Annotated in this window: 14 protein-coding genes and 1 pseudogene; 3 read left to right on the top strand and 12 right to left on the bottom strand. The window is 66.2% G+C overall.

The window, feature by feature from the left end:
- Positions 1 to 8: 8 nt before the first annotated feature.
- Positions 9 to 860, bottom strand: a complete 852-nt coding sequence (locus tag H9638_RS05585; protein ID WP_191746197.1) for a methylenetetrahydrofolate reductase — start codon at positions 858 to 860, stop codon at positions 9 to 11.
- A gap of 258 nt (positions 861 to 1,118) precedes the next feature.
- Here H9638_RS05585 and hpaH point away from each other — a divergent pair, with 258 nt between their 5' ends.
- Together hpaH and H9638_RS05575 are read left to right on the top strand one after the other, a co-directional pair.
- Positions 1,119 to 1,904 (top strand): 2-oxo-hept-4-ene-1,7-dioate hydratase, encoded by a 786-nt coding sequence (gene hpaH / locus H9638_RS05580; protein ID WP_191746196.1) that lies wholly within the window; start codon positions 1,119 to 1,121, stop codon positions 1,902 to 1,904.
- Positions 1,889 to 2,707 (top strand): aldolase/citrate lyase family protein, encoded by an 819-nt coding sequence (locus tag H9638_RS05575; protein ID WP_225217013.1) that lies wholly within the window; start codon positions 1,889 to 1,891, stop codon positions 2,705 to 2,707. Before hpaH ends, H9638_RS05575 begins: the two co-directional genes overlap by 16 nt.
- Positions 2,708 to 2,731: 24 nt before the next feature.
- Here the strand turns inward: H9638_RS05575 and H9638_RS05570 are convergent, their stop codons facing one another.
- The 5 genes and pseudogenes from H9638_RS05570 to H9638_RS05555 all read right to left on the bottom strand — a co-directional run bounded on the left by H9638_RS05570 (position 2,732) and on the right by H9638_RS05555 (position 8,496).
- A complete protein-coding gene (locus tag H9638_RS05570) occupies positions 2,732 to 4,684 on the bottom strand; it encodes an L-lactate permease (RefSeq protein WP_191746195.1) in 1,953 nt (650 codons plus the stop codon).
- Positions 4,685 to 4,923: 239 nt separating this feature from the next.
- The gene (locus H9638_RS05565) at positions 4,924 to 5,463 is read right to left on the bottom strand and encodes a GNAT family N-acetyltransferase (protein WP_191746194.1); all 540 of its coding nucleotides are present in this window, start codon (positions 5,461 to 5,463) and stop codon (positions 4,924 to 4,926) included.
- A gap of 146 nt (positions 5,464 to 5,609) precedes the next feature.
- The gene (locus H9638_RS16945) at positions 5,610 to 6,182 is read right to left on the bottom strand and encodes an HNH endonuclease (protein ID WP_318241789.1); all 573 of its coding nucleotides are present in this window, start codon (positions 6,180 to 6,182) and stop codon (positions 5,610 to 5,612) included.
- Between the two features lie 309 nt (positions 6,183 to 6,491).
- Positions 6,492 to 6,803 (bottom strand): annotated as a pseudogene (locus H9638_RS17145) (DUF222 domain-containing protein); the annotation flags it as partial.
- 1,039 nt (positions 6,804 to 7,842) lie between these two features.
- On the bottom strand, positions 7,843 to 8,496 hold the full coding sequence (locus H9638_RS05555; protein WP_318241802.1) for a YoaK family protein: 654 nt from the start codon (positions 8,494 to 8,496) through the stop codon (positions 7,843 to 7,845).
- A gap of 270 nt (positions 8,497 to 8,766) precedes the next feature.
- Between H9638_RS05555 and H9638_RS05550 the strand changes: the two genes are divergently transcribed.
- Entirely contained in the window at positions 8,767 to 9,732 is a 966-nt protein-coding gene (locus H9638_RS05550) for an L-lactate dehydrogenase (RefSeq protein WP_191746191.1), read from the top strand.
- An 85-nt stretch (positions 9,733 to 9,817) separates the two neighbouring features.
- On the opposite strand, the gene H9638_RS05545 is transcribed toward H9638_RS05550, so the two are convergent.
- The 6 genes from H9638_RS05545 to H9638_RS05520 form a co-directional block, all read right to left on the bottom strand.
- Positions 9,818 to 10,846: a nitrilase-related carbon-nitrogen hydrolase gene (locus H9638_RS05545; RefSeq protein ID WP_191746190.1), complete on the bottom strand. Its 1,029-nt coding sequence runs from the start codon at positions 10,844 to 10,846 to the stop codon at positions 9,818 to 9,820.
- Between the two features lie 39 nt (positions 10,847 to 10,885).
- Positions 10,886 to 12,379 carry a gamma-aminobutyraldehyde dehydrogenase gene (locus H9638_RS05540; RefSeq protein ID WP_191746189.1) on the bottom strand — a complete coding sequence of 498 codons (1,494 nt, stop codon included), beginning with the start codon at positions 12,377 to 12,379 and terminating at the stop codon, positions 10,886 to 10,888.
- 51 nt (positions 12,380 to 12,430) lie between these two features.
- A complete protein-coding gene (locus H9638_RS05535) occupies positions 12,431 to 12,817 on the bottom strand; it encodes a cupin domain-containing protein (protein ID WP_191746188.1) in 387 nt (128 codons plus the stop codon).
- Between the two features lie 75 nt (positions 12,818 to 12,892).
- Positions 12,893 to 14,677, bottom strand: coding sequence for an amidohydrolase (locus H9638_RS05530; RefSeq protein WP_318241788.1), 1,785 nt, complete (start codon positions 14,675 to 14,677; stop codon positions 12,893 to 12,895).
- A gap of 301 nt (positions 14,678 to 14,978) precedes the next feature.
- On the bottom strand, positions 14,979 to 16,352 hold the full coding sequence (locus H9638_RS05525) for an aspartate aminotransferase family protein (RefSeq protein WP_191746186.1): 1,374 nt from the start codon (positions 16,350 to 16,352) through the stop codon (positions 14,979 to 14,981).
- A gap of 21 nt (positions 16,353 to 16,373) precedes the next feature.
- Entirely contained in the window at positions 16,374 to 17,864 is a 1,491-nt protein-coding gene (locus tag H9638_RS05520) for a CoA-acylating methylmalonate-semialdehyde dehydrogenase (RefSeq protein WP_191746185.1), read from the bottom strand.
- Between the last annotated feature and the right edge of the window lie 42 nt (positions 17,865 to 17,906).

Raw genomic sequence — 17,906 nt, 5'->3', positions numbered from 1 at the left:
GCGGGAGCCTAATGCTCCTGGAAGTCCCGGACCCATTCCGCCGTGGCCCGCAGCCCGCCGAACGTGTAGAAGTGCAGCTGGACCGTGCCGTGCCGGGCGGGATCGTAGGTTCCGGCCAGGTCACGGAGGAAACGGTCCGGGCCGGCGGTGCCGAGCAGGTTCGTCAGTGAGAACCCGTACTTCTGGGCAATCCCGGCCGAGGTCCCCACACCGAACCGGCGGGCGTAGCCGAGCAGCCGCTTGATGCCCGCCGGCCCGGGGACGCCAATCCGGACCGGGATGGTGACGCCGCGGTCGCGCAGTTCTTCCAGCCAGGCCAGGACCGGTGCCGTGTCAAAGCCGAACTGGGTGATGATGGACGCCTCAAGTCCCTGCTCCTGGAGGGCCTCGGCTTTGGCCAGCAGGGCCGTCCAGAGGGTCCCGCTGCTGATGTCCGGATGCCCCTCCGGATAGCCGGCGATGCTGATGTGCCGGGCACCGTAAGCAGCGGGCAGCCCGGAACGGATGACGCCGAGCGAGTCTTCGTACGGACCCATCGGCTCAGCGGGGTCACCGCCCACCACGAACAGGTCCTCCACGGCGCCGGCATCGGCGAGCGTGCCGAGGAACTTTTCCAGCTCGGCAGTTGACCCCAGCCTGCGGGCGGAAATGTGCGGCACCGGCACCAGTCCTGCGGATTTCACGGCCGACGCCGCCGCCAGGCGCATCGGCAGGTCTTCGTTGCCCAGGAAGGTTACGTTCACCCGGGTTCCGGCCGGCAGCACATCCTGTGCCGCGTGCAGGGCCTCGACGTCCTTGCCGGTCATTTCGAGGGAGAATCCGGACAGCAGGCTGCCGCCTTCGGGCGTATGTGGGCTCATGCCTGCCACCCTAGCCAGCCTGGCCGGGGGTGTCCACGAATCCGGGTGCCACGGGTGCGGTGTGTGGGCGGGGGCCGGGCCGGGAGTTCCAGGGCCCGGGAGTTTTCGGCTCCCGCGAATCCAGCCCTGCGCCCGACCTCAGCCCAGCCGGGCAGAAGCCGGACCGCCCGGCGCCGAAGAAATGTGTCGTGGATCATATACAATCCTGATCAGCCGTTATGGAGCGGACAGCGTTTTCCCGGAAAGTGGTGCAGTTACGTGCTCGAGCAGCAAACCATTGAGAAGATCGCCGATGAACTGGTGGCAGCGGGCGCGAACCGCGTCCCGGTTCCCCGGCTGACGTCCCGCTACCCGGAGATGACGGTGGAGGACTCCTACGCCGTGCAGAACGTGTGGAGCCGGCGGATGCAGGAGAGCGGACGGAAGCTGGTCGGCCGGAAGATCGGCCTGACGTCCAAGGCGATGCAGGCCGCCACCGGGATCACCGAACCGGACTACGGCGTCATTTTCGACAACATGGTGCTGGAAAACGGCTGCACCGTGCAGTGGGACGCGTACACCCATCCGCGGATCGAAGTGGAGCTGGCCTTTGTGCTGGGCAAGCCGCTCTCCGGCCCGAACTGCAGCATCTTCGATGTACTGGACGCCACCGAGTACGTGGTCCCGGCCCTGGAAATTCTGGACTCCCGGATCGAGATGGAAGGCCGCACCATCGTGGACACCATCTCCGACAATGCGGCGATGGGTGCCATGGTGGTGGGCGGGCGCCCGGTGAAGGTGTCCGACGTCGATCTCCGCTGGGTTGCGGCCCTGCTGTACAAGAACCAGACCATTGAGGAAACCGGCGTCGCTGCCGGTGTCCTGAACCATCCGGCGGCCGGGGTCTACTGGCTGGCCAACAAGCTTGCCGCCCACGGCACAACCCTGGGCGCCGGCGAGATCATCCTGGCGGGCTCCTTCACCCGGCCCATGTGGGTCCATAAGGGAGATACCGTCCACGCAGACTACGGACAGCTGGGATCAGTGACATGCCGTTTCGAGTAGACCCCCACACTCCGTTCAAAGCCGATCTGACGCCGGGCAGCCGTGCCCGGGTGGGGATGTGGGCATGCACCGGCAATCCGCTGGTCACCGAGATCTGTGCCGGCTCCGGCCTGGACTGGCTGCTGATCGACGGTGAGCACAGCATCAACAGCCTGGAGTCGATCAGCGTGCAGCTGCAGGTCGCGGCAGGTTATCCGATCCAGCCGGTGGTGCGGCTGCCGATCAATGACACGGTGCTGATTAAGCAGTACCTGGACCTCGGTGCGCAGAACCTGTTGGTTCCGATGGTGGATACTGCGGACCAGGCTGCGGCCGCCGTCGCAGCCGTCCGCTATCCGCCGCACGGGGTCCGCGGGGTGGGCAGCGCCCTGGCCCGGGCCTCCCGCTGGAATCGGATCGAGAACTACCTCGCCCGCGCTGATGAAACGGTCACCCTGCTGGTGCAGGTCGAAACCGCTGAGGCCGTGGCCAACGTGGCAGCGATTGCCGCAACCGACGGTGTGGACGGGATCTTTGTCGGCCCTTCGGACCTGGCTGCCTCGATGGGTTACCTCGGGCAGCAGGAACACCCGGAGGTGGTGGCCGCCGTCGAGCGGTGCATCCGCACGGCCAAGGACCTGGGTGTTCCGGTGGGCGTCAACGCATTCGCTGAGGCCACCGCGCGGCGGTATCTCGATGCCGGGGTCGACTTCATCCTGGTGGGGGCCGACGTCGCGCTGCTGGCCCGCGCCTCCGAGGCGCTTGCCGCCAAGTACCTGCCGCAGGAATCCGCGGAGACGCAGGGGAGTCCGGCGAGTTACTGACCCGTCAGCTGGATGATCCCGTGCTCACCCGGGGATCATCCAGCTCAGTACGGGCGTGGACTGCAGGAAGACGATCACACACAGTGCCAGCAGCAGGCCCACACTCCAGCCAAAGACCTTCCGGAACAGGACGGACTCCTGCCCGCTCATATTCACTGCGGCGGCCCCGATTGCCAGGTTCTGCGGGGAAATCAGCTTGCCCATGACCCCGCCGCCGGTGTTCGCCGCGACCATCAGCTTGGGATCCAGCCCGGCAGCCTGGCCGGCCGTCTCCTGCAGCTTTGCGAACAGGGCGTTGGCCGAGGTGTCGGAGCCGGTCACTGCCGTGCCGATCCACCCGAGCACCGGAGACAGGAATGCGAAGAATGCACCTGTCGCCGCCAGCCAGGTTCCGATGGAGATGGTCTGGCCGGAAAAGTTCATCACGTACGCCAGCGCCAGGACCCCCAGGATGGTCAGCGCAGCGGATTTCATCCGCTTGGCGGTAAGCCACATTTCCTGCATGGCTCCGCCCATGGTCAGCGGATAGCGGCCCCGGTCATCAAAACGTGAGTAGACCAGGGCCACGATCAGGCCGCTGATCAGCAGCAGGGTTCCGGGACTGACCAGCCAATCGAAGCTGTAGATCGTGGAGGACTGCGTCTGACCGTCGGCATCCAGCAGGGCCTCGTGGAGCCATGGCCAGGGGATTTCGACGGTGGTTCTGGCGAGGGCCTCCGGGATATCCACCCCGAGCGTCCAGAGGTTGGCGATGCCGAAGATGACGATCACCAGGACGTACGGGAACAGGGCCATCCAACCGCGCGACGGCGTGAGCCGGTCCTGGCCCTGACCGTCCAGTCCGCCTGTGCTGGCACTCTTCCCGGTCCCGCGTTCAGCGGCACTTCCGGCAGCGTGCGCACCGCGCTGGCCACCGACATATTCCGGCGGCCCCGAGGATCCTCCGGTGCCGGAGTGTCCTGAACTGCCGGGTTGTCCTGAACTGCCGCCGGACTGTCCTGAGCTGCCGGCGGCTGCTGAGGGGCCGCCGTCGTGCCCTCTGGAGTGGCCTTCTGGCCCGGTCCCGCCACTACCCTTAGCGCCCGCTGGCGTCCAGCCCCCAGCGCGGGCGGCTTCCAGCTCACCGTGCATCCGGTCGGAGGCCTGTGCACTGCCGCGCGGCTGCCAGAACCGCAGGAACGCCACGGCAGCAGCCATCGCTATAAGCGACGCAACAATGTCAGTGAGTTCGTAGGAGAAATAGTTGGAGCACAGGAATTGGAAAATCGAGAAGACGACGCCGGTGAACAGGGCTACCGGCCAGCACTCCCGCAGCCCGCGCCTGCCATCGAGGATGAAGAGCAGGATCAGCGGGACGATGAAGGCCAGCAGCGGGGTCTGCCGTCCGACGACGGCTCCGATTTCGTCGCCGGTGTAGCTGGTCAGGTTCGCCGCCGTCGTAATGGGGATGGCCAGCGCACCGAAGGCGACCGGTGCCGTGTTGGCGACCAGCACGGCAGTAGCGGCACGGATTGGTGCAATGCCGATGGCCAGCAGCATGGTGACCGTGATCGCGACCGGAGCGCCGAACCCGGCCAGCGCCTCCAGCAGCCCGCCGAAGCAGAACGCCACCAGCAGGGCCTGGACTCGAATGTCGCCGCCGCCCACGGTGTCGAACACGCGCCGGAGATCCTCGAAACGTCCGCTGCGCACCGTGACCTGGTACAGCCAGACGGCCATCACAATGATCCAGACAACGGGGAACAGGCCAAAGGCCGCGCCCTGGGTTGCGGATAGGAACGCCAGCCCGACTGGCATGCCAAAGCCCAGGACGGCGATCACAAGGGCGGCAGCCAGCGCGCAGGCTCCAGCGATGTAGGCCTTGGTTTTTGCGAAGGCCAGCAGCAGGAAGAAGACCAGCAGCGGAACCAGGGCCAGAAGTGCGGAAAGAGCGATGCTTTCGCCGACCGGGTTTGTCGTTGGGGTGAAGCTCTCCATAAAACCCTCCGTGCCGGGTCCAGCTGCCGACGTGCCGAGGCCAGCTGAAGACCCGCTTCTGGCGGGCTGGATCCTGGCCGTGGGAGTGGGTGGGAAAAGCGGTCTGTAGGTATTTACAGGGTAAGCCGAGCCTGGCCCCACATGGATCCCTGCACAGAATTTACGGGTGGCGATGGACAGGAACTGTTTGTCACCTGGCGGAGGGGGTGGGGGTGTTTGCCTCGTTATTGCTGCCTGGATTACCAGCCTTTGGCCAGATAGATGTCCATGTAGGTGCCGCGGTCGACGTCGAGGTCCTCCCGGCGCTCCAGCCCTGCAGCAAGAGCGGTCCGTTGGGAGCCGATGTTGTCCACGGATGTGTAGGCGACTACAGGTAGTCCGGGAAGGAGCTCTTCGGAGCGGCGGACTGCTTCCAGGGCACCTTCCGTTGCCAGCCCTTGGCCCCAGTAATCAGGGGAGTAGCGGTAATAAAGGTTCAAGGCAGGCCTGCCGCGGACGATCCGGTGGGAGACTCCCGTGAAGCCGATGAGGGTCAGCGGGTCTTTAGGGTCGACGACGGTCCAGACTCCGAACCCGTGACGGTACCAGTGCTGCCGGATCTCGTGGAAAGTCCGTGCGGATGAAGCCCGGGTGACGGTTGACGGCCCGGGGTGGTGGACATTGGTCCGGGGATCGGTATGGAGGTCGATAGCTGCGCCTTCGTCACGTGCGAGCGGCCGGCGCAGCAGCAGACGGTCCGTACTGACTGGTGACCAATCCCTGGCATTCTGCTCCAGCATGGGACCACTCTAGCCATGTCCTCTTTCGAGGAGAACGATGCGCTGGCCCGGGAAGGGCTAGGGAGGGCTGGGCTGGGGAGGGCTGTGCTGGGGAGGGCTGGGCTGGCTGAGCGGGGGCCTGGGGACCGAGGAGCGGAGCTCTTGCCTTAAAAAGGAGGAGGGTCCGCGGATTCAACCGTGCCGGCGTCCTCGTCGCGCCAAAGTGCGCTTGGTTCTGATGTCAGCGGGAATCCGGCGCCGGGAGGACTGCCGAGCCCGAGCGCGGGTTCGGTGGTATAGGTTCTTCCCGTCGGCGAGGTCCAGTCGAGGGCACCGGGTTCGGGTCGGCGGGCTTTCCAATAGCCGAGGGTTTTGAAGCGGTGGTGTTTGGGGCAGAGATGTTCAAGGTTTGAGTGCTCGGTGGGTCCGCCTCGAGCCCAGGGCCTGGTGTGGTCGATCTCGGAGCGGGCTACGTTGACGGCGCAGCCGGGGAACCGGCAGGTCCCGTCGCGGGCTTGGAGCCAGCGTTTGAGTCCCGCAGGGATTCGCCGCCGCCGTCCCACGGCCAGGATTTCGCCGGAGGCCGAATCCTGCAGCAGAGGTGTCCAGTTCAGGGCCTGCAGGATCATTTTCCGTCCGGTTTCGGCGCTGATAGGACCATAGCCGTTCAGCTCTGCCGGTGCCTGGTCCAGACCGGCGAGGGTGTCAGCGTTGATCAGCACCATCACCTCAGTCCTCACCTGAGTTCTCACCTCAGTCCTCACCCGGGGCCGGGTCACGGAGGGGGACCGTGGTCCTGACCGGGAGCGTTCTGCGCGTCTGTCATTCCGTCCCGACCGGGACGCCTGCCGAGGTCCCGCGCCGGCGGGGGCGGTCGAACGCACGTCAGGTTCTCCCGTCTCGCGGGAGCCTTCGGTACCGGGGCTGTCCTCCGCTGCTGGGCTGGAACCGCCGCAGGACGGGCCACCCTCCTCCGGGCCCGCAGGAACCGGTTGTTCACCGACGTTCGGAGTTTTCCCCCTTGGACCGCCGTCGAGCAGGACCGTAGCCAGAGTGTCGGCACGCAGCTGGTCAACGCTCCGGGGATCCCCAGCCGACTTTCCAGCTCGTGCGGAGGCAGACAACGCCGTGTATATGGCCTGGCCCTTTTCCGCGGCGAGGAACGCAGTCAAACAGGACATCCCGTCAGGAAGCGCCTCGAAACACACCCGCCGCTTCTCCACAGCATCCCGGTGCCGGACAGAAATTGTCTGCGGGAACCGGGACTCCCGCAGACGGCGGGCTTTCCGGCCAAACCCGGCAGCGGTTCGCCCTTCCGCGCAACGGAGCAGATCCGCCTCGAAGCGCTGCCGCACACCCATCCGGTCAGGACCATTGCCAGCCGGAGCCGCCTCTGGCTCCGCACCGGAGTTTCCATCTTCCTGGTCTTCCGGGCTGAGCAGGTTGCGGTCCAGCAGGGTGGCCTGATTATCCCCATGGTCACCGGAATTCGTACTGCCGGGATCCGGTTCGCCCTGAGGGCTGGTCCCGGCGCCAGTGCCTGTGCCAGTGCCAGAGTCTGGGCCCGGATGTGTCGCCAAACCAGGGCCCCGAACCGGAACGTCGGGCAGGTACTGGGTTTCGTCCAGGATGATCCGCGCGTGCTGGTACCCGATCCGTCCCTCGGCCAGCCGGGCCAAGGTCTGGGGATGCTCCCTCTCCAACCGGGACGACTCGCTTACCAAATGCATCGCGCTCATATGCGGCAGGTTCAACACGGCGCCGGCCTCCGCCGCGGCGAGGGACAGCGCTAAGGAAGGGTCCTCCCGGCCGGCAGCCCGGGCAATGTCGCGGGCGAAGAGCTCCTCCAGCCGGGCCGTGACCTTGGCCTGCTGTGCCTGCGCCCAGGAGATCAGCACCCCGAACCGCTCTAAGGCGCCAACCGTCTCTGCAAACCCCAGCCCCTCCACCGAACGCAGCGACAAGCGCCCATCAAACCCCTCCGGAATCTCCGCCACCGATGAAACCGCCTGCGGATCAGCACAAAACACGGCCGGGATTCCGGAACTGTCCAGCGTCCCGGACGCGCCACTGTTTTCCCGACCCGAAGTCTGGGAAGGCGGGGTGCCTGGGGAGCTGTTCATACCCCCCACACTTTCAGCCGCCACCGACATTCCAAGCCTCAAAACGGGCTATATCGTCCCCTTCAATTACTGGTCTCCGAGCCGGCGGTACTTGTCTTGTCGGGAACAGGTTCAGGGGGCGTTTGGGCTGCCGCGCCGGCCGAACCGGCATGTGCGAGCTGACGGTAAACCGGTCGATGAGGCGACGGCGGCAATTGGCGACGGCGAACATCGGAGGCGACGGCGAACATCGGCGACAGCGCCGTCTCCGGCCGGCGTCCACCACAGAACCGGAATCCTAAACCCCTGCCACAGACCGGCGCTCTCGGTGGTGCCGAAGGGCACCCAAAAGGGCCACCGCCGTGGAGATCAGCGCGGAAACCGTAAACCCCAGCCACAAGCCCGCGTTCAAGAGACCGGCACCAGCAACCGCCCCCATCAAAATGAGCGAGATGGCCAAAACCCGCCTGGCCCAGAAATGGCTGTCCCCACCAGCCAAGCGGGAATCTGATGCCAACCCGGTGATTGTGGACGTGACGACGACGGTGGAAATCTCAGCGACTTTGAGATGCCTCGCCGTTGCGGCCTGGATCCCCATCGCGGCAGCCATTGACGACGTCGTGACGCTGCCAAGAATTTCCTCCGCCTGCACATCAATCACCGCGGTAAACACGGCCAGCAGAGCGATCCAGCCTGCAACAACTGTCAGGGCCGCGGACACCTGCCGGGACCAGCCATCAGATCCGCGCCGCAGCACCCTCCCGGCCAGCGCCGCACCGAGCATAAAACACACCAAAGCCAGGGCAGGACGAAGCGTTGGGAGGTCTGCTCCGCCGGCAAACGCCATCCCCAAAAGCAACACATTGCCGGTCATGTTCCCGGTAAAAACCTGATCGAGCCCTAAATATCCCAGGGCGTCGATCACTCCGGTGGAAAAGGTCGACGCCAGCATCAACCAAAGATGGAATCGTTCCGTGGGCACTGAGTTGAGGCGACGCATGCTGCTTCCCTCCGTCGGCATGGTGGCTCAATGTATCTGAGACAGTCAGATGGCGGACGGGGGAACCCGAGACTTGCGCCGCTCGGCGCTGATGCTGGAGGAGACCCGGGGCCGGTTTCCGCTCCCTGGGATACAGCCCGCCATTGACCCGTTCCATCGCCGCCGGGCCCGCCCTATAGTGCATTTAGGGGAACCCTCCAAGGATGAGCGAGGCTCAAAGTCATGGCCAACATCACCACCAGACCAGTCACCAAACTCGGAATCGTCGGAGCAGGGGGTGTGGGGACCGCGCTGGCCTACGCCGCCCTCATCCGGGAAGCCGCCCGGGAGATCGCCATTTACGACATCGACAGCGCACGGGCGGAAGCCGAAGTTCTGGACCTTTCACACGGCACGCAGTTCACGGGTGCCAACACCGTGACCGGCGGCGGGAACATTGAAGCGCTGGCCGGAGCCGACGTCATTGTCATCACGGCCGGAGCGCGCCAGAAACCGGGCCAAACGCGGCTGGACCTTGCAGCGGCCAATGTCCGGATCATGGAATCGCTGATGCCTGCACTGATGGAACAGGCACCCGAAGCTGTCTATGTCCTGGTGACAAACCCCTGCGACGTCCTGACAGTGGCCGCCCAGAAGATCACCGGATTGCCCACAAACCGGATCTTCTCCTCCGGAACTGTGCTGGACACCTCCCGCCTTCGGCTGCTGGTGGCCCGGTCCGCCCATGTCCTCATGTCCAGCGTGCACGCCACGATCATCGGCGAGCACGGGGACAGCGAGTTCCCGGTCTGGTCCAGTGCAACCATCGGGCCGGTGCCCATCCGCGAGTGGCAGATCAGCGGCCGCCAGGTCTTCACCGATGAGTTGCTTGCCGCAATTACTGACGACGTCGTGAACGCGGCTTACAAGGTCATCGCCGGCAAGGGTGCCACGAACTACGCGATCGGACTCGCCGGAGTGAGGATTGTGGAGGCCGTTTTCCAGGCCCAGAACGCGGTCCTTCCTGTCTCGGCGCTTCTGCGGGGGGAGCACGGCATCTCCGGGGTGGCCCTCTCGCTGCCCAGCATTGTTGGCTCCGGCGGCGTCTACAAGATGCTGGAAATGCCGCTCGATGACGGCGAGACGCAGGCCCTGCAGGATTCTGCCGACACGCTGCGGAACACCATGCAGAGCCTGGGCATCAGCTGATCCGCCAAGCGTGCCCGCTAAAGCTGATCCGCCAAAGCTGATCCGTTAAACCTGACCTGCTAAAGCTGCCCCGCATGCGGGAGCGTTATCTCCCGATGGAGGCGTAGCTGGCTGGAACCCCGGATGCAGCCTCCGGTACGGTCCCCGCCGCAGTCTCCTGCCCGGCCGCCCCACCCCGCGCCGGCTCGACCAGCGCTCCATAGGTCTCCGGCCGCCGGGTATCGAGGAATGGGAAGAGCGTGCGCCAGTGGGCGCACTGGTCCAGATCGAGGTCGGCAATGAGCACCGCCGACTCGTGGCGGGGAGCCTGCACGAGGACCCGGCCGTAGGGGTCGCAGATAAACGAGGATCCGTAGAACGTGAGGTTTCCTTCGTTGCCCCACCGGTTCGGGACCACCATAAACAGCCCGTTGGCGATGGCGTTCCCAAGGATCACCTTCTGCCACAGCGGCTGCGTGTCGAAGTCCGGGAAATCCGGTTCCGAACCAATCGCCGTCGGATAGACCAGCACCTCCGCTCCGCCCAGCGCGTAAAGCCTTGCCAGCTCGGGAAACCACTGGTCCCAGCTGGAGGGCAGGCCCAGCCTCGCGCCGTCGAGCTCTGCGGGCGCATGGACCTGGTAGGCATCCGCAACCGCGGGGCCGGGGCGAAAAAACCTGTCCTCGAAGTACCCGGTGGTGACCGGAAGATGCAGTTTGTGCGTCCGGGCCAGCAGCTGGCCTTCCGGCGACACCAGGACAGCAGTGTTCAGCCCCAGTCCGTCCGGCCCTTCCGCCTGCTCGTACAGGGAAGCATGCACGCAGACGTCGTGGCGCCGGGCGGCCGCCGCAGCGAATGCGAACGTCGGACCGTTGGTGAGGTCCTCGGCAAGGTCTGCCGGCCGGCCATCGGGCAGGGTGTCCGCCGGGTAACGGGACAGCGTGAGCTCGGGGAGGAAGACGACGGCAGCTCCCTGGTCGGCGGCACGGGCAATCCCGTCGTTCAGCTCGGCTTTTACCGCTTCCGGATCCGGTTGCCATCGGTGCTGGACCACGCCCACCCGCAGCGCCGGCCGGGTGCTGGGACCGGTTGCCGCCGGTGAGAGCAGTGCGCCGGTGCGGGTGATCTCGATCATGGGATACCTCCGGAAGATAGGGACGGTGGGAAGGCCGGCTTACCGGGCCCGGAAAACCGTGTCCTGCCACTCCTTGTGGGCGGCAGCATCGCGGCTCATCATCACGTGCTTGACGTTGGTGTATTCCTCGAAGGAGTACATGGACATGTCCTTGCCGAAGCCGGAGGCCTTGTAGCCGCCGTGGGGCATCTCGGACACGATCGGAATGTGGTCATTGACCCAGACGCAGCCCGCCGCGATTTCTTCGCTGGCGCGCAGGGAACGGGAGAGGTCCCGGGTCCAGGCTGAGGCGGCCAGACCGTAAGGCGTGTCGTTGGCCAGCGCGATGCCTTCCTCGTCCGTGTCGAAGGGCAGTGCGGTGAGCACGGGGCCGAAAATCTCGTCCTGCACAATCTCCGAGTCCTGGGCCGCGCCGGTGACCAGTGTGGGCCGGTAGAACGCACCACGGGCCAGCGCACCGTCAGGTGCCTCACCGCCGGCCAGGATCTTCGCACCGGCGTCCCGGGCGCGGTTCACGAAGCCGGCAACCTTGTCCCGGTGCACGTGGCTGATCAGGGAGCCGAGGTCCGTATCCGGGTCGGTGGGGTCCCCGACGACGACGGCGTCCATCAGTTCCGCGACCCGCGCTGTGAACTGCTCGAACAGCGGTGCCTGGATGTAGGCCCTGGTCGCAGCTGTGCAGTCCTGGCCGCCGTTGATGATTGATCCGGCGACGGCGCCGTGCGCCGCAGCCTCGAGATCGGCGTCGTCAAAGACAACAAACGGGGCCTTGCCGCCGAGTTCCAGGTGGACCCGCTTCGCCGTGCGGGCTGCCATGGCCATGATGTGGCGGCCGACGGTGGTGGATCCGGTGAAGGAGGTCATGGCCACATCCGGGTGGGTCACCAGCGCCTCACCGGCTACGGGCCCGGAGCCGGTGACAATGTTGATCACGCCGTCGGGAATTCCGGCCGCGGCAGCGGCCTCGGCGAAGATCAGGGACGTCCCGGGCGTCAGTTCGCTGGGCTTGAGCACAATCGTGTTGCCGGCAGCAACGGCGGGGAGAATTTTCCAGCCCGCCATCTGCAGCGGGTAGTTCCACGGGGAGATCGAGCCGATGACACCGATCGGTTCCCGCCGGACCATGGAGGTCCCTCCGGCCCCGTATTCGCCCGCTGCCAGGCCGTGCAGCTGCCGGGCAGCTCCGGCGAAGAAGGCGGCGTTGTCCACGGTTCCCGGCACATCGAATTCCGTGGACATCCGGATGGACTTCCCCGTCTGGGAAGTCTCCAGCTCGGCAAGCAGCCCGGCCCGGGCATCAAGTTCGGCGGCCAGCGCCAGCAGGGCCTCCGACCGTTCGCCGGGGGTGCGTTTGGACCAGCCGGCGAACGCCTGCTTGGCGGCGGCGACGGCGTCGTTGACGTCGGAGGCGTCAGCGTAGCGCAGGGTCTCCGCGGCCGCGCCGGTGGCCGGGTTGATGCGTTGGGCCTCCTCGCCGCTGCCGTGCCGGTAGCGGCCGTTGATGAACTGGTGGCCTTCGGTGAACTGCTGCATGGTTTCTTACTCCGTGGATCGTTGGGTTCCGGGAACGCGGTGAAGGCGGTCCTAGGACGGCAGGGTCAGGTAGATCTTGCGCAGGGTGCTGGTGGCAGTCCAGCGGGTGCGGGTTCCGGCGGCGAACCGCATCAGCGTATGCGGACTGAGTTCGTGGATTGAGGTCACGGACCCGTCCTCGTCGAGGAACTCCACGGTGGCAGTGCCGGAGAGCACCAGGAAGACCTCTTCGGCTTCGGTGTCGTACATCCCGCCCTCGGTCATCTCCCAGACCCCCAGCTCCACGCCGCCGAAAAGGCCAAGTTCGTGGAGACCGGTGGCGGGGGTTCCCGCGGCGATGGCGGAGGGAGCCACCGGCTCGTGGGCCAGGTCGAGGCTGTCCGGGTGGAGGGGAATGCCGGCTGCAAGGACGGTGGGGGCGGGGACGGTGTTAGCCATGTGTTGCTAAGTCCATTCGGTTGGCTGGGCTGGAAACGGGTGGGTTTGGCAGGGAACAGGGGCAGGAATTGAACCTCATGCGCTGGTCCTCTGCAGCCGGGCGGGAGTCCCGCCGGCAGCGCCATCCCGGACAAAAACGGGTTCCCCCGCGACCATCGCCAGGTCCACGCGGACTGCGGACAAACCCGGGGCGGGAAGTCCGAACGGGTTGGCCGAGTGCACAGCCAGATCCGCCGGTGCGCCGGAGACCAAGGAACCCCCTGCTGACCGGTTCAGCCAGGCCGAACCGCCGGTATAGGCGGCCAGGGCACTTTGCAGAGTCAGGGCCTGTTCCGGCTGCAGCGCCGGAGCGCCGGGATGATCCGGATGCGCGCGGTTGACCGCCACATGGATGGCCTGCCAGGGATCGGGGCTGGAAACCGGCCAGTCGGAGCCCATTGCAAGGCTGGCTCCGGCGGCCTCCAGATCAGCGAAAGGATATTGCCAGGCAGCGCGTTCGGCACCGAGCAGTGGAACGGTCAGATCCCTCATCTGGTCGTCATTGCAGGCCCAGAGCGCCTGCGCATTCACTGTGACCTCCAGTGCTGCAAAGCGCGCGACGTCGCCGGGATGGATGATCTGCAGGTGCGCCATATGGTGTCGTCTGTCCATATGGTGTCGTTTGTCCATCTGGTGTCTTCCCGCATGCTGTCGATCCGGATGTTCCCGGCCGGCGAATCCCGGGTTTGCTGCCCGTGCCGCGGCGATCGCATCGAGCCCGGTCCGGACGGCCCTGTCACCGATCACGTGCAGATGCAGGTCGAATCCGGCGGCGTCCAGCGCCACCGCAGCGGCCTGCAGCACCTCGGGCGGCAGGTAAAGCAGCCCGCGCTCACCGGCGGACTCCGGTCCGGCGCAGGCGCAGGGTTTCAGGTAGGGGTCCAGCATGGCTGCGGTGAGGTTCTCGGGAACGCCGTCGACCATGATCTTGGCACTGCGCGTACTGAACCCGGCAGCAACATTCTCAGCCCGGCGGTTCCGGAAGGACTCCACCAGATCCGGGACCGAATCCACTGTTGTGTCCCGCGGAACCCACAACGCGCCGGCAGCCCGGGCCTTCAGTTTTCCGGACCTGCTCAGTGAACGGTAGGCGGCGGATGCATCCGGGTAGCCGCCGTAACTGCCGAGGATGGCTTCCTGCCAGCCGGTGACCCCAACGGAGAACAGGTGCTCCTGGGCGTGCAGGATGCCGGCTTCGAGCAGCTCGGCCGTGACCGGCGGCAGGAGCCGGGTCATCAGGTCCATGGCACCTTCGTGCAGAATGCCGCTGGGGTGGCCGCCGGAGCCGCGTTCAATGCGTCCGTCCGCCGGATCCGGTGTGGACGCGTCAATCCCGGCCAGTTCAAGGGCACGCGAGTTCACCCAGGCGCTGTGGTGGTCGCGGTTGATCAGATACACGGGGCGGTCAGGGACGACGGCGTCCAGCAGCGCGCGGTCCGGGTAGCCGCCGGGAAAGTCGCCTTTGTACCAGCCGCCTCCGGTGACCCAGCCGGCGTCGTTCCCCGGAGCCGGAGTAAGGGCCGCGTATTCGGCGATCCGGTCCAGGCAGGACTGGGCGCCGCTGAGCTCCGCCAGGTCGCAGCCCAGGCGTTCCACACCGGCGTAGGCGGCGTGGACGTGGGCGTCGGTGAAGCCGGGGGAGATGAGCCGGCCGGCCAGGTCGACGGTCTGCGTGGCGGGGCCGGCCAGGGCCCGGAGCTCAGAATCGCTGCCGACAGCCGACACCCGGCCGCCGGAGACTGCCACGGCGCTGGCCCCGCGGACCAGCCGGCGGCCGTCGAAGACAGCTCCGGAATGGAAAACCCATTCTGCGTGTGGCACGGGCACCTTCCTGTTGGGGTCTTTTCCGGATTACCCAGCGCTTTCCGGACCATATGGGTACATGACACACAAACGTGCGCAAATAATGAATGGCATTCATACGGTCAGACTGCTCCCATAAAACGGGAGGCCGGTGACCTTGTCAACGGTGCTTTCAAAGCTGCCGGAATGTTTACATCCGGGAAATACAAGTGGGTGGAAGCGGCTGCCTCCTTGTACCGGTGCACACGGAAAACGCCCGCTTCCCGGGACGATTCCCGGGAAGCGGGCAGTCGGATTCAGGGCAGCCGCCGGGCGCGGCCTACGCCTCGGTGTGGCTGTCCGCTAGGCCCAGGACCTCGTCCAGGATGCCAAGCCCGGTCCGCGCTTCCTCTTCGCTGACGTTCAGCGGCGGGACCACATGGATGCGGTTGAAGTTGGCGAACGGCAGCAGGCCGCGTTCCTTGCAGGCCGCAATCAGCTCGTTCATGGCCGGGCTGGAACCGCCGTAGGGCGCCAGAGGTTCCCGTGTGTCCCGGTTCTTTACCAGCTCGATGGCCCAGAAAGCACCGGTCCCGCGGACCTCGCCGACGCTCGGGTGCCGCTCCGCCAGTGCGGCGAGTCCCGGGCCAAAAACGTCTGACCCCAGAAAGGCAGCGTTTTCCACCATGCCTTCGTCCCGCATGGCGCCGATGGTCGCCACCGCAGCGGCGCAGGCCAGCGGATGACCGGAGTAGGTCAGGCCGCCCGGGTAGGCGGTGTCGGCGAACGTTGCGGCGATTTCGTCTGAGATCGCGACTCCGCCCAGCGGCACATAGCCCGAGTTGACGCCCTTGGCGAAGGTGATCAGATCGGGTTCAACCCCCTCGGCGTGCTCGATCGCGAACCACTTGCCGGACCGCCCAAAACCGGCCATGACCTCGTCGGCGATGAACATGATGCCGTATTTACGGGTCAGCTCCCGGACACCGGCCAGGTAGCCGGGAGGTGGCACCATGATCCCGGCGGTACCGGGAATGGATTCCAGCACGACGGCGGCAAACGCGGCGGGGCCCTCGAGCAGGATCAACTGCTCGAGGTGCTCCAGCGCCCGCTGGCACTCCTCGTCCTCCGTGGTGGAGTGGAACTGGGTGCGGTACAGGAACGGCGCGTGGAAGTGCACGGTGCCGGCGTTGCCGTAATCATTGGCCAGGCGGCGGGGATCCCCGGTGACGTTGATGGCCAGGGCAGTGCCGCCGTGGTAGGAACGGTAGGCCGAGAGGACCTTGTACCGTCCGGTGTGCAGGCGTGCCATCCGGATGGCGTGCTCAATTGCGTCGGCGCCGCCGTTGGTGAAGAAGACGGTGTCCAGGTTCCCCGGCGTCAGCTCGGAGACCAGCCGGGCCGCCTCCGAACGGGCGTCATTCACATACTGCGGAGCAATGGTGCACAGCTTTCCGGCCTGCTCCTGGATCGCCGCAACCACCTTGGGGTGCTGGTGGCCGATGTTTGTGTTGACCAGCTGGGAGGAGAAGTCCAGCAGCCGGTTGCCGTCTCCGTCCCAGACATAGGACCCCTCGGCCTTGGTGACCGTCATGGGTTTGATCTGCTTCTGTGCTGACCAGGAGTGGAAAACGTGCCTGCGGTCCAGGTCGTAGGCCCGGCGCCCGGCGGCCAGTTCCTCTTCCGTTACAGCCGATTCGGTAGCGGTGCTCATCTGCGGATACTCCTTCGTGTCCTAGGCGTTCTGCGGGAAGCCGAGGTTCAGGCCGCCGTGGCTCGGGTCGAGCCAGCGGCTGGTGACCACTTTGCCACGGGTGAAGAAGTGGACGCCTTCGGTGCCGTGGGCGTGCGAGTCGCCGAAGAGCGAGTTCTTCCAGCCGCCGAAGGAGTAGTAGGCCATCGGGACGGGAATCGGTACGTTGATTCCGACCATACCGACCTCCACCTCGTTCTCGAAGCGGCGGGCGGCGCCGCCGTCGTTCGTGAAGATTGCGGTGCCGTTGCCGTACTGGTTCGCGTTGATCAGCCCCAGCGCCTCGTCATAGCTTTCAGCGCGGACCACGGAGAGGACGGGGCCAAAGATCTCATCGGTGTAAATGGACATTTCCGGAGTGACGTTGTCGAAGAGGGTAGGGCCGAGGAAGAAGCCTTCACCCTCGGCATCGGCCTCCACCTGCCGCCCATCCAGGACCACGGTGGCACCCGCTGCTTCGCCGGCCTCGATGTAGCCGGCCACCTTGTCGCGGTGGGCGGCCGTGACCAGGGGGCCCATGTCGGTGCCGCGCAGGCCGTCACCGATGCGCAGGGTGCGGGTGCGTTCGGCGATCTTAGCCACCAGTTCATCGGCGATGGGCTCGACGGCGACCAGGGCGGAGATGGCCATGCAGCGCTCGCCGGCGGAACCGAAGCCGGCATTGACGGCGGCGTCGGCGGCCAGGTCCAGATCGGCGTCGGGCAGGACGATCATGTGGTTCTTGGCGCCGCCGAGCGCCTGGACGCGCTTGCCGGCGGCCGTGCCTTCACGGTAGACGTACTGCGCGATCGGTGTGGAACCCACAAAGGACACGGACTTGATGTCCGGGTGCTGCAGCAGGGTGTCCACGGCCACCTTGTCGCCGTGGACCACGTTGAAGACGCCGTCGGGCAGGCCGGCTTCCTTCCAGAGTTCGGCAATCCAGTTGACAGCCGTGGGGTCTTTTTCGCTCGGCTTGATGACGACGGTGTTGCCGGCGGCAATAGCGACCGGGAAGAACCACATGGGCACCATGGCGGGGAAGTTGAACGGGCTGATGATGGCGGCCGGGCCCACGGGCTGGCGGAGGGAGTGCACGTCCACCTTCGTGGAGGCGTTCTCGGTGTAGCCGCCCTTGAGCAGGTGCGGGATGCCGCAGGCGAACTCCACGACTTCCTGGCCGCGGCTGATTTCGCCGAGCGCGTCGTCGAGCACTTTGCCGTGTTCAGCGGTGATGATGGCGGCCAGTTCCGGCTTGCGGGCGTTCAGCAGTTCACGGAAGGCAAAGAGGATCTGCACGCGGCGGGCCAGGGAGGTGTCCCGCCAGCCCGGGAAGGCAGCGGCGGCAGCGGCGACGGCGTCATTCACTGTCTCGGCGGAGGCCAGCGCTACCTGTGAGGTGACCTTGCCGGTGGCAGGGTTGGTGACGTCGGCCAGGCGGGTGTCGGACGGGGCGGTGAAAGCGCCGTTGATCCAGTGCTTCGTGGTCTGCACGGGGGCTCCTAAGGTGTGGGTTTCGCGGGTCTGGCTCCATCC

This window comes from Arthrobacter pullicola (assembly GCF_014836875.1).
Taxonomy (GTDB): domain Bacteria; phylum Actinomycetota; class Actinomycetes; order Actinomycetales; family Micrococcaceae; genus Arthrobacter_B; species Arthrobacter_B pullicola.
This window is presented reverse-complemented; position numbering and strand designations above follow the sequence as displayed.

Coding starts and splice junctions, on each gene's coding strand:
- H9638_RS05585 (WP_191746197.1), bottom strand. CDS start 860: ATGAGCCCACATACGCCCGAAGGCGGCAGCCTGCTGTCCGGATTCTCC.
- H9638_RS05575 (WP_225217013.1), top strand. CDS start 1,889: ATGCCGTTTCGAGTAGACCCCCACACTCCGTTCAAAGCCGATCTGACG.
- H9638_RS05570 (WP_191746195.1), bottom strand. CDS start 4,684: ATGGAGAGCTTCACCCCAACGACAAACCCGGTCGGCGAAAGCATCGCT.
- H9638_RS05565 (WP_191746194.1), bottom strand. CDS start 5,463: ATGCTGGAGCAGAATGCCAGGGATTGGTCACCAGTCAGTACGGACCGT.
- H9638_RS05555 (WP_318241802.1), bottom strand. CDS start 8,496: ATGCTGGCGTCGACCTTTTCCACCGGAGTGATCGACGCCCTGGGATAT.
- H9638_RS05550 (WP_191746191.1), top strand. CDS start 8,767: ATGGCCAACATCACCACCAGACCAGTCACCAAACTCGGAATCGTCGGA.
- H9638_RS05545 (WP_191746190.1), bottom strand. CDS start 10,846: ATGATCGAGATCACCCGCACCGGCGCACTGCTCTCACCGGCGGCAACC.
- H9638_RS05540 (WP_191746189.1), bottom strand. CDS start 12,379: ATGCAGCAGTTCACCGAAGGCCACCAGTTCATCAACGGCCGCTACCGG.
- H9638_RS05535 (WP_191746188.1), bottom strand. CDS start 12,817: ATGGCTAACACCGTCCCCGCCCCCACCGTCCTTGCAGCCGGCATTCCC.
- H9638_RS05525 (WP_191746186.1), bottom strand. CDS start 16,352: ATGAGCACCGCTACCGAATCGGCTGTAACGGAAGAGGAACTGGCCGCC.